Genomic DNA, 10,165 nt, shown 5'->3' with positions numbered 1-10,165 from the left:
ATCGCGGCGGCCGGCATCGCCGCGGCCGGGCGGATCGAGGGCGGCGAGGCCGACGCTGCGGCCGACTCGCCGCTCGCGAGTCTGACCAAGGCGCAACTCGCGGTCGCCCAACTCGTCGGCGCCGGGCTGACCAGCAAGGAGATCGCCGAGCAGCTCTATCTCTCGCCGCGCACCGTCGACAACCACCTGGCCCAGATCTATCGCAAGCTCGACATCCCGTCGCGGTCCCGCCTCGCCGCGATGATGGCAAAGAGCGCATGAAAACCCCTGCGCCACAAGAGTTTTCGCCATCGCCGCGGGGCACGGACGAGGTGCTGTATGCCGCGGGCGGCGGCACGGCATACGTCCGGCTCAACCGGCCGAAAGCGCTCAACAGCCTGACCCGCGTCATGGTCGAGGACCTCCTCATCCAACTCGACGAGTGGGTCACCGACGACCGGGTCACGGCCATCGTCCTCGACGGCACCGGCGACCGGGCACTGTGCGCCGGCGGCGACGTCAAGGCCGTCCGCGCCGCCATCGTCAACGGCGATCCCGATGCGGCAGTGGACTTTTGGGCACGCGAATACGATCTCGCCCTACGCCTGGGGACCTATCCCAAGCCGGTCACGGCTCACATGCGCGGCGTCGTCATGGGCGGCGGGCTCGGGCTGAGCGCCCATGTCACGCATCGGCCCATCGGCCCAGACGCCCGGGTCGCCATGCCCGAGACGGCGATCGGGTTCTTCCCCGACGTCGGCATCACCCGCATCTTCGCCCGGAGGCCGGGGGAGCTCGGGACGTATGCCGCCGTCACCGGCGACACCTTCGGCGCGGCGGACGCGGTGTTGCTCGGCCTAGCCGACCCGTCCGGCGATTTCGGACCGGCGCCGATTCTGGTGCAGCAGAACTGGATCGACGAATGCTTCGCCGGTGACGACCCCGCGGCGATCATCGGCCGGCTGGAGTCGCACCCCGCCTCCGAGGCGCGCGAGTGCGCTGCGGAGGTGCGCCGGCGTTCCCCGCTCGCCGTGTCCGCCGCCCTGGCGCGCGTGCGCCGCGCGGCCACCGAGGCCGATCTCGCCGAGACCCTCGCCGTCGACACCAGGTTGGCGCGCGGGATGATGCTCGCCGGCGACTTCACCGAGGGCGTGCGCGCCAAACTCGTGGACAAGGACGACCGGCCACGCTGGCGGCATGCCCGGATCGAGGACGTCACCCCCGCCGACGTCGACGCCCTCTTCTCCGCCTAGCCGCACCGCCGCTCGCCACCCAACCCTCCGTCGAGATGTCATTTCGACCCCGGCGAGATGCCGTTTCGACCGCGGCGAGATGTCAATTCGCGACCGACGAGACGTCGATCTGGGCTGGTTGGGCTTCCGGACCCGGGCGCACGGCGGCCAGCAGCATCTGGGCGATGTCGACGACCTCCACCTGCTCGAAATAGCCCTCGGACTGCCGGGCGGTCAGCCCGTCGGAGAGCATGACGCGGCAGAAGGGGCAGCCGATGGCGATGCGCTGGGCGCCGGTGCCGAGGGCCTCGTTGGTGCGGTTGATGTTGATCCGCTCGCCGAGCTTCTCCTCCATCCACATGCGTGCGCCGCCGGCGCCGCAACAGAAGGACCGCTCTCCATGGCGCGGCATCTCCTTGAGCGTGACGCCCGGGAGGGAGCCGAGCAGTTCGCGGGGCGAAGTGTAGACGTGGTTGTGCCGGCCGAGGTAGCACGGGTCGTGATAGGTCACCGTGTTCGCGCTGGAGGCGGCGTCCTTGTTCGTCGACTTCACGGGGTCGGCACCGGGGCGGGTGACCGGCACCAGTCGCTTCTCGCGCACGAGACGGTTGAGCAGCTGGGTGTGGTGCAGCACCTCATACGACCCGCCGAACTGCGGGTACTCGTTCTTCAGCGTGTTGAAGCAGTGCGCGCAGGTGACCACGATCTTGACGGCGCCCGCCTCGGCGAGGACCTCGACATTCTGCTGCGCGAGCATCTGGAAGAGGAACTCGTTGCCGGCGCGGCGGGCGGAGTCGCCCGTGCACGTCTCGCCGTTGCCGAGGACGGCGAACTTCACCTCGGCGAGGTGCAGCAACTCGGCGACCGCGCGGGTCGTCTTCTTGGCGCGGTCCTCGTAGGCCCCGGCGCAGCCGACCCAGAACAGGTAGTCGTAGCCGTCGAGGTTTTCGACGTCCTCGCCGACGACCGGCACCTCGAAGGGGAGGTCCTTGGCCCAGTCGAGGCGAGCCTTCGCGCCCATGCCCCACGGGTTGCCCTTGCCCTCGAGGTTCTTGAACAGGCCGGCGAGTTCGCCCGGGAAGGCGGATTCGACGAGCGCCTGGTGGCGGCGCATGTCGACGATGTGGTCGACGTGCTCGATGTCGACGGGGCACTGCTCGACGCAGGCGCCGCAGGTCGTGCAGGACCACAGCACGTCCTGGTCGATGACGGCGTTCGGGCCGTGCGGGTTGTATGCCGTGAGCGGTTCGGCGATGTCGTAGCCGGTCTGGCCGATGAGGGGAAGTTCGGTCAGGGCGGCCAGATCGGGGTCGGCTTCGAGGAGGGCCGTACGCTGTTCGGCCGCCGCGGTCAGGTAGGGCGCCTTGGCGTTGGCGTGCTCCCGCAGCGTCATCATCAGCAGCTTGGGGGAGAGGGGCTTGTCGGTGTTCCACGCCGGGCACTGGCTCTGGCAGCGGCCGCACTCGGTGCAGGTGGAGAAGTCGAGCAGGCCCTTCCAGGTGAAGTCTTCGATCTTGCCTGCCCCGAGTTGGAGTTCCTCGTCCTCGGGGTGGTCCTCGAGGGTCTCCATGGTCACGGGCTGGCCGTCCTTGACCATCGGCTGCAACGCGCCGAGGGCGGTGCGGCCGGAGGACTCGCGCTTGAACCAGATGTTCGGGAAGGCGAGGAAGCGGTGCCAGGCAACGCCCATCGTCGGCTGCAAGGAGATGGTGATCATCCAAGCGAAGGAGACCATGATCTTGATCGTCGCGACGAGGTAGACGAGGTTGTTGATCGTGTCGAGCGAGAGCCCGTCCCACATGCCGGCCAGCCAGCCGGTGAGCGGGAAGTGCAACGCCTGCGACTCCTCCGGGTGGGTGATCTTGAGCATCGCCGCCTCGAGGGTGCGCAGCAGCAGGATGCAGATCGTCACCACGAGGATGGTGAACTCGACGTAGTAGGCCTGCCACCAGGTCGAACCGAAGAAACGGGAGCGGCGGCCGTGCTCACCGGCGGCGCTGCGCGGGTGCGCCAGCTGGCGGATGACGATGAGCACGAGGATCCCGATCAGGCCGCCCCACGCGAAGGCCTCGATGAGCCATTCGAAGGGCGGGAAGTGACCGATGACCGGCAGGCGGAAGTCCGCCCAGATGAGCTGGAAGAAGGCGTTGACCAGGGTGGCGAACAGGATCAGGAAGCTCAGCGCGGTGAACCAGTGGGCCAGTGCGACCAGCGGCAACCGGGACATGCGGGTGTGCCCGAGGAACTCCTTGATCAGGGTCCAGGTCCGCGACGTCGGGTTGTCCAGGCGCACCGCCGGTTGCCCGGCGCGATAGAGGGCGCTGAAGCGCCAGATCTGCCGCGCGAGCAAGGCCCATCCCGCGAGGGGGATGGTGAAGCACAAGGCGATCCCGATGATCTGCAGAGGGGACATGATCGCGAGTCTAAGTAGGCAGCGGGGTGCGGATGGGGCGCCTGTGATGACCGGCTCATGTGGTGTCCGTCGCCCCGGGCGATTTGCCGCATGCGGTTACGCATGACATATAACGAGATGTTTGTGCGGGCATAAATCGCGGTTGGGTAGTGTTGCCGCGTACACGACCCGCTGGACCACGCACCATACGGAGAAGCAGTGCCTATCTACGACGACGTCACCAAGCTCATCGGCAACACCCCGCTCGTGCGGATCAACCGCATCATCGACAGCGAGGCGACCGTTGCCGCCAAGCTCGAGTTCTACAACCCGGCCAACTCCGTCAAGGACCGCATCGGCGTCGCGATCATCGACGCCGCCGAGGCGTCCGGTGCCCTCAAGCCCGGCGGCACGATCGTCGAGGCCACGTCCGGCAACACGGGCATCGCGCTGGCCATGGTCGGGGCGGCCCGCGGCTACAACGTCGTCCTGACCATGCCCGAGTCGATGTCCAAGGAGCGCCGCGCCCTGCTGCGGGCGTTCGGCGCGGAACTCGTCCTCACCCCGGCGAGCGAAGGCATGAAGGGTGCGGTCAACCGCGCCGACGAGATCGTCGCCGAGCGCGAAGGATCCATCCTGGCGCGCCAGTTCGCCAACGAGGCCAACCCCGAGATCCACCGCAAGACCACCGCGGAGGAGATCTGGAAGGACACCGACGGCGGCGTCGACATCGTCATCTCGGGCATCGGCACCGGCGGCACCATCACCGGTGTCGGCCAGGTCCTCAAGGAGCGCAAGCCCGGCCTGCAGATGATTGCGGTCGAGCCAGAGGAGTCGCCGATCCTCAACGGCGGCCAGCCTGGCCCGCACAAGATCCAGGGCATCGGCGCCAACTTCGTGCCCGAGATCCTCGACACGTCCATCTATGACGAGGTCCTCGACATCAACGCCGACCAGGCCGTCGACTGGGCCCGGCGCGCCGCCAAGGAGGAGGGCCTGCTCGTCGGGCTGTCCTCCGGCGCCGCCCTGGCCGCCGCCGACATCGTCGCCCGCCGCCCCGAGAACGCTGGCAAGACGATCGTGGTGATCATCCCCAGCTTCGGCGAGCGCTACCTGTCCACCGTCCTCTTCTCCGACCTCCTCGACTGACCCAAGCCGGGGCCGGGTGCTTCCAGGGCGCCCGGCCGGCGGTCCCGACCATGAAGGTGAAAGCGATGCTCGTGTCTCCCACCGTCCGCGAGGGCGGCCTGCTTGCTGCGGCGCGTCACGGCATACGTGAAGACCTCGACGCGGCGATGCACCGCGACCCCGCCGCCACGTCGCGGCTCGTCGTGCTGTTGACCTCCGCGGGCCTGCACGCCATCTGGCTGCACCGGCTCGCCCACGCGCTGTGGCTCCGGCCCGGCGGCAAGTGGCCCGCGCGGTTGATCGCGTATCTGTCGCGGTCGTTCACCGGAGTGGAGATCCATCCGGGGGCGACCATCGGGCGGCGCTTCTTCATCGACCACGGCATTGGCGTCGTCATCGGCGAGACGGCCGAGGTCGGCGACGACGTGATGCTGTATCACCAGGTCACGCTCGGTGGGCGCTCGATGGAGCGGGTCAAGCGCCACCCCACCCTCGGTGACCGGGTGACCGTCGGGGCGGGGGCCAAGGTGCTGGGACCGGTCTATGTCGGCTCCGACGCCCAGATCGGCGCCAACTCGGTCGTCGTCAAGGACGTCCCCGCCGGCGCTATCGCGACGGGCGTGCCCGCGGCATACCGCTTCCCGACGATGCCCGCCGAGGACCCTTACGAGGCGCTCTTCCGCGATCCCGCGCTTTTCATCTAGCCGCAGACGACGAACCGCCGGTTGCCCACTCTGGGCAGCCGGCGGTTCGTCGTCTGCGGGGGCTCAGGGAAGCTTGCCCGGCCCCGGTCCCCAGTTGTGCTCGGCGTGGAGTCGGCCGTCGGTGCCGCGATGGATTCCCGCAGGCAGGTCCTCGTCCTTGTCCCCGCCGACGTTGTCCTTGACCTCCCGCAGCTTGTTGGCGGTGGTCTTCGCGGCGTCGCTGACGACGTCCGCGACGAAGGGGGCGGCTTTGGTCTTGGCCGCGTCGGTCGCCTGGCTCACCTTGGTCTGCACCGGGTCGCTCGACCACAGCTTGTTCGCCTGGGTCTTGATCTGCTCGTAACGCTGCGTGCCAGCGCGGGCACCGAGCACATAGCCGGCGGCCGCTCCGGCCAGGAATGACAGCTTGCCCATTCGTTCGCTCCTTCTGCTCGCCACGGTATGCCGTGGCCCGACTCCTGGCCTTCGACCCTAGCCGCCGTCCGCTGCCCGTGGTGGCTCGGCACCCGGCCAGGTGTTCGCGTACCGTTGACCCGCGGCCGCCCCCGGCGGCCCAGGAGGGCTCGCATAGTGGCCTAGTGCGGCGGTCTTGAAAACCGCTATGGCGGCAACGTCATCGTGGGTTCGAATCCCACGCCCTCCGCACTACCAGGCCCTCCGCGCCTGTTGTCACGACTGTCGCATTCAGCTCGCAGTCGAGGTCTCTTCCCGCCCCCGGCCGCCGGGCGGTCCCCCGACGACACGAAGTCGCTTCTCACACCGGCGGGCCCGCTTGCACGGCCCCGAGCTCAGGACTTCGTGTAGTCGGGGGTCCGGTCGCCCTGCGGCGTCGCGGCGTCTCGTCGGAGAGATCACGCGCGTTGGGTGGCGAGGGTCTCTTGGTGGCGGGCGCGCTTGGCGGCGACCCGGGCCCACACCGGTTGCTGGATCCACAGTGTGGCCCAGCCGGCCACGGCCATACCGGCGATATTGATCAGCAGTTGCAAGCCGCTGCCCCTCACCTCGCCCCAGTCGCCGAAAGCGAGGCCGAGGGCGACATTGCCGGCCGCTGGGATGGTGGTGACCGAGATGAAGACTCCCGACAGGCCGCCGACCTTGGCCGAGGTCAAGGAGAGCACCCCGGCCGCGGCGGCGAGGACGGCGACGACGATGGACCAGCGGTCCGGGTGATAGATGAAGTCGGTAGCCATCCGCCGGGACGTGAGGTCCTCGATCGTCACCCAGCCCAGCCAGCGCCCGCCGAGCGAGATGAGGAAGGTGACGAGGATGGCCGCCGAGAAGCCGACCACCAGCGTGCGCGCGGCCATGCGGAGCAGTTGCCAGCGGCGCCGGATGAGTGCCACCCCCAGCGCGGCGATCGCCCCGAACTCCGGACCCAGCACCATCGCCCCGACCGTGAGGATTCCGCTGTCGAGGATGATCGCGATGCCGGCGAGCAGGGTCGCCATGACCATGAAGGAGATATATGTCCAGTTCAGTTCGGACCGCGCAAGATGGTCAAAGCGGTGACCGCGTCATCTCCCTCGAGGATGCGTAAGGCCGGCTCCGACAGCTCCTTCGGCACAACCGCCCGCATGTGCAGCACGCCTTCAGTGTGCTCCACGAGCGGCATACTGGCCGGGTGAGTGCGACCATCGCCGTCCTCAACGGCCCCAATCTCAATCTGCTCGGCGAGCGAGAGCCGGGGATCTACGGCTCCGAGACCCTCGCCGACGTCGAAGCGCGCTGCCGTCGCACCGCCGAGAGCCTGGGGTATGCCGTGGAGTTCCGCCAGTCCAACAGCGAGGGCGCGCTCATTGATGCCGTGCACGAGCTGCGTGGGTCGGCCGGTTTCGTGGTCAATCTCGGGGCGTATACCCACACGTCCATCGCGTTGCGTGACGCGCTGGCCACCGTCTCAGGGCCCATTGTTGAGGTGCACATTTCGAATACTCACGCTCGCGAAGCCTTCCGGCACGTTTCCTATGTCGCACCCCTTGCGGCTGCGGTCATCGCCGGGTGCGGGACGCTCGGCTACGACTTCGCCATCCAGGTCATCGCTCACCGGCTCGGTGCCAAGACTTAGGACAAATTTTACCTACCCGTCGGTAATGACTTGAGGTTCCGGTTCTCTGCCAAAAGCGTTGCGGGACAACGATTTTCGACGGCCCCACGCCGGATCCTCTGGCCACCTGTCAAGTCCGATCCCCGCTGGGGGCCCAGCACGTGGTCGATCCGCCTGTCCTTGGGCCGTACGGTTCGTCTCGGCGTGCTACCGTTCACGCCGGTTGCACAAGCAGTACTCGCATAATTGGCCACATCCGCCCCGCCAGGGTGGCGTCGGCCGGGGATCAGAATGCCCCACATGGGAGAAGGCAGGGCAGCTACGGATATTCGAGCAGTTCGGATATCTACGGCAATAGAAGGAAAGAGATTTACCCCATGGCACAGGGCACTGTTAAGTGGTTCAACGCTGAAAAGGGCTTCGGTTTCATCGCCCAGGATGGCGGCGGCCCCGATGTGTTCGTTCACTACTCCGCGATCGACTCCTCCGGCTACCGCACTCTCGACGAGGCGCAGCGGGTCGAGTTCGAGGTCACCCAGGGCCCGAAGGGCCCGCAGGCGGACCGCGTTCGCGCTATCTGAGACTGACGCGATCGGCGGACCCGGGAGTCCGCCACCGCACTGTCGTCACGAACGGCCCTGACCGAGCATTCGGTCGGGGCCGTTCTACGTGCCCGCTTCGTCTTCTAGACTTTCCTTGAGAAGACATACCTGGTTCGTTCCAAGGAAGCCCCACCCGTGTCCGGTCCATCGGAAGACCACGAGGCCGGCACGCCGGTCACGCGATACCGCAGTCGCCATCGTCGTCCGCGGCGCTGGCGCCGTCTGGTCGCGGTGTTGCTCTCGGCTGCCTTGGTCGTCTTCGTCGCCCCCACGGTTCTGGCGTACTTCAAGCTCAACCACAACATCAAGCGCATCGACATCTCCAAGGCGCTCGGTTCGCGCCCGTCGACGACCTCGGTGTCCGCCGGCGTCGATCGACCCCTGAACGTCATGGTCATGGGGTCCGATACGCGCGAGGGCATCGGCACCACCGAATACGGCAAGGACACGGTCGAGGGCGGCGCGCACTCGGACACCAACCTGCTCGTGCACCTCTCCGCAGACCGCAGCCGGGCGCTCATCGTCTCGATCCCGCGGGACTCGATGACCAAGGCCCCCAAGGACTGCAACGACCCCAAGAGCACCGTGGCCAATGGGGAGGTCCGCCAGTGGAACTACAACTTCAACAAGGGCGGCCCGGCCTGCACGATCCGGACCCTCGAAGGCCTGACCGGGGTCTTTGTCGACCACTTCATCGTCGTCGACTTCCGCGGATTCCAGGAGATGGTCGACGCCCTCGGGGGAGTGGAGGTGTGCACCAATGTCGACATCGCCGACTCGGACGCGCAGTTCACGCTCGCGGCGGGCCGACACCGCCTGACCGGGAAGGAAGCCCTCGGCTACGTCCGCGTGCGCAAGACCGTCAACGACGGCAGTGACCTGAACCGGATTCGCCGCCAGCAGGCCTTCTTGTCCTCGGTCGTCCAGGAGGCGACCGACACCAAGCTGCTGCTTCGCCCGGACAAGCTGTTCGCCTTCCTCGACGCCGCCACCAAATCGATGACGGCCGACGCCGACCTCGGCGCCACCACGCTGGCAGGGATCGCCAACAGCCTGCGCCACATCGGGGTCGACGAGATCGAGTTCGTCACCGTGCCCACCGAGGTCTACCCGAAGGACCCGAACCGGGTGCAGTGGAAGGACAACGCATCGGAGATCTGGGAGGCCATCAAGGCCGACCGGCCCCTGCCGGGATCGAGCGACAAGCCGAAGCCGACCGCCACCAGCACGACGAAGGAGCGCCTGACGGTCGCCCCGGACAAGATCTCCGTCGAGATCAGCAACGACTCCGGCGTCGGAGGTCTCGCCACGCAGGCCGGCGCCGCGCTCAGTGTCCAGGGCTTCACTGTTGCCGGCTATCGCAATGGCGCGGCCGGCGAGACGGAGGGCGTCGTCATCCGGCATTCCAAGGCCCAGAAGGCGGCCGCCCGCACCGTCGCAGCGGCCTTTCCCGGCGCCAAACTCAAGGCGGACGAAAACCTCGGCTCGGTGATCGTGGTGCACCTGGGCATGGGCGCCGCCAACCCCGTCGAAGTCCCGAACCGCAAGGGCAAGGACCCGCTCCCGAAGATGACCGTCTCCGCGCCACCCGCGGTGCCCGACGGCCTCGACACCCGCAAAGCCGACCAGGACATCTGCAGTTGAGCGGGCGGCATACCAGCCCCTGACGAGAACCCGACGAAGCTCGGCGCACGCCGCCCGGGCGTGAGAAGCGGCTTTGTGTCGTCGGGGGTCCGCTCGGCGCCCCGGGTTGTCCGGGCGGGCGTCCCGCCCGAGTCGTGCCAATTTAGTGTGTCGCGGGCTCGTGGCCTGTGGCGATGAGGATGTCTCGGGCGGCGTCAGTGAGGGAGTCGGCCGCGGTGTGGGGGTGGCCGGCGATGGTGATGGTGATCTGCTGGATCGGGCGGAGCGCGCGCACGATCTTCTTGATGCTCATGCCGGTCTGGTCTTGGAGGCGCCGGGAGATGGCCAGCGCGGCGAAGACGATGGTCAGGTGGGCCTCGATCGCGTCTTTGGTGTGGTGGAAGATCGGTCGGGCGCGTAGGTCGCTCTTGGACATCCGGAACGACGCCTCGACCTGCCAG

Annotated in this window: 11 protein-coding genes, 1 tRNA gene and 1 pseudogene; 8 read left to right on the top strand and 5 right to left on the bottom strand. The window is 67.9% G+C overall.

The genetic code is table 11. The features are described from left to right. A partial coding sequence (locus BN11_RS05390) for a helix-turn-helix domain-containing protein (RefSeq protein ID WP_048695451.1) occupies window positions 1–261 on the top strand: 261 nt, incomplete at its 5' end. Beyond that, window positions 258–1,232, top strand: coding sequence for an enoyl-CoA hydratase/isomerase family protein (locus tag BN11_RS05385; protein WP_048695448.1), 975 nt, complete (start codon window positions 258–260; stop codon window positions 1,230–1,232). The genes BN11_RS05390 and BN11_RS05385, both read left to right, overlap by 4 nt. An 82-nt stretch (window positions 1,233–1,314) precedes the next feature. Here the strand turns inward: BN11_RS05385 and BN11_RS05380 are convergent, their stop codons facing one another. Further along, complete coding sequence (locus BN11_RS05380; RefSeq protein WP_048695445.1) at window positions 1,315–3,624, bottom strand: (Fe-S)-binding protein; 2,310 nt, start codon at window positions 3,622–3,624, stop codon at window positions 1,315–1,317. A 198-nt stretch (window positions 3,625–3,822) separates the two neighbouring features. Between BN11_RS05380 and cysK the strand changes: the two genes are divergently transcribed. Then, entirely contained in the window at window positions 3,823–4,752 is a 930-nt protein-coding gene (gene cysK / locus BN11_RS05375; RefSeq protein ID WP_048695442.1) for a cysteine synthase A, read from the top strand. Between the two features lie 65 nt (window positions 4,753–4,817). Then, window positions 4,818–5,435: a serine O-acetyltransferase gene (cysE, locus tag BN11_RS05370; protein WP_048700873.1), complete on the top strand. Its 618-nt coding sequence runs from the start codon at window positions 4,818–4,820 to the stop codon at window positions 5,433–5,435. A 63-nt stretch (window positions 5,436–5,498) separates the two neighbouring features. Here the strand turns inward: cysE and BN11_RS25065 are convergent, their stop codons facing one another. Next, the gene (locus BN11_RS25065; RefSeq protein WP_053084013.1) at window positions 5,499–5,849 is read right to left on the bottom strand and encodes a hypothetical protein; all 351 of its coding nucleotides are present in this window, start codon (window positions 5,847–5,849) and stop codon (window positions 5,499–5,501) included. Between the two features lie 142 nt (window positions 5,850–5,991). Between BN11_RS25065 and BN11_RS05360 the strand changes: the two genes are divergently transcribed. Beyond that, window positions 5,992–6,078, top strand: a tRNA-Ser gene (locus BN11_RS05360). A gap of 208 nt (window positions 6,079–6,286) precedes the next feature. On the opposite strand, the gene BN11_RS05355 is transcribed toward BN11_RS05360, so the two are convergent. Continuing rightward, on the bottom strand, window positions 6,287–6,889 hold the full coding sequence (locus BN11_RS05355) for a DUF389 domain-containing protein (protein WP_083433552.1): 603 nt from the start codon (window positions 6,887–6,889) through the stop codon (window positions 6,287–6,289). 20 nt (window positions 6,890–6,909) lie between these two features. After that, window positions 6,910–7,038 (bottom strand): hypothetical protein, encoded by a 129-nt coding sequence (locus tag BN11_RS25570; RefSeq protein WP_268807075.1) that lies wholly within the window; start codon window positions 7,036–7,038, stop codon window positions 6,910–6,912. An 18-nt stretch (window positions 7,039–7,056) separates the two neighbouring features. On the opposite strand from BN11_RS25570, the gene aroQ reads away from it, so the two are divergent. From aroQ to BN11_RS05340, 3 genes are all read left to right on the top strand, one after another. Next, window positions 7,057–7,500, top strand: a complete 444-nt coding sequence (gene aroQ, locus BN11_RS05350) for a type II 3-dehydroquinate dehydratase (RefSeq protein WP_048695439.1) — start codon at window positions 7,057–7,059, stop codon at window positions 7,498–7,500. Between the two features lie 356 nt (window positions 7,501–7,856). Next, a complete protein-coding gene (locus BN11_RS05345; RefSeq protein ID WP_048695436.1) occupies window positions 7,857–8,060 on the top strand; it encodes a cold-shock protein in 204 nt (67 codons plus the stop codon). A 156-nt stretch (window positions 8,061–8,216) separates the two neighbouring features. Next, on the top strand, window positions 8,217–9,725 hold the full coding sequence (locus tag BN11_RS05340; protein WP_053084012.1) for an LCP family protein: 1,509 nt from the start codon (window positions 8,217–8,219) through the stop codon (window positions 9,723–9,725). Window positions 9,726–9,867: 142 nt separating this feature from the next. Here BN11_RS05340 and BN11_RS23440 read toward each other — a convergent pair. Next, window positions 9,868–10,165 (bottom strand): annotated as a pseudogene (locus BN11_RS23440) (IS1634 family transposase); the annotation flags it as partial.

The organism is Nostocoides australiense Ben110, from assembly GCF_001050535.1.
GTDB lineage: Bacteria > Actinomycetota > Actinomycetes > Actinomycetales > Dermatophilaceae > Nostocoides_A > Nostocoides_A australiense.
The sequence above is the reverse complement of the archived record's forward strand: the minus strand, read 5'-3'. Positions and strand labels throughout refer to the sequence as shown.

Bases quoted from the DNA above. Each gene is read 5' to 3' on its own strand.
- BN11_RS05385 (WP_048695448.1), top strand. From the start codon at position 258: ATGAAAACCCCTGCGCCACAAGAGTTTTCGCCATCGCCGCGGGGCACG.
- BN11_RS05380 (WP_048695445.1), bottom strand. From the start codon at position 3,624: ATGTCCCCTCTGCAGATCATCGGGATCGCCTTGTGCTTCACCATCCCC.
- cysE (WP_048700873.1), top strand. From the start codon at position 4,818: ATGCTCGTGTCTCCCACCGTCCGCGAGGGCGGCCTGCTTGCTGCGGCG.
- BN11_RS25065 (WP_053084013.1), bottom strand. From the start codon at position 5,849: ATGGGCAAGCTGTCATTCCTGGCCGGAGCGGCCGCCGGCTATGTGCTC.
- BN11_RS05355 (WP_083433552.1), bottom strand. From the start codon at position 6,889: ATGGTCATGGCGACCCTGCTCGCCGGCATCGCGATCATCCTCGACAGC.
- BN11_RS05345 (WP_048695436.1), top strand. From the start codon at position 7,857: ATGGCACAGGGCACTGTTAAGTGGTTCAACGCTGAAAAGGGCTTCGGT.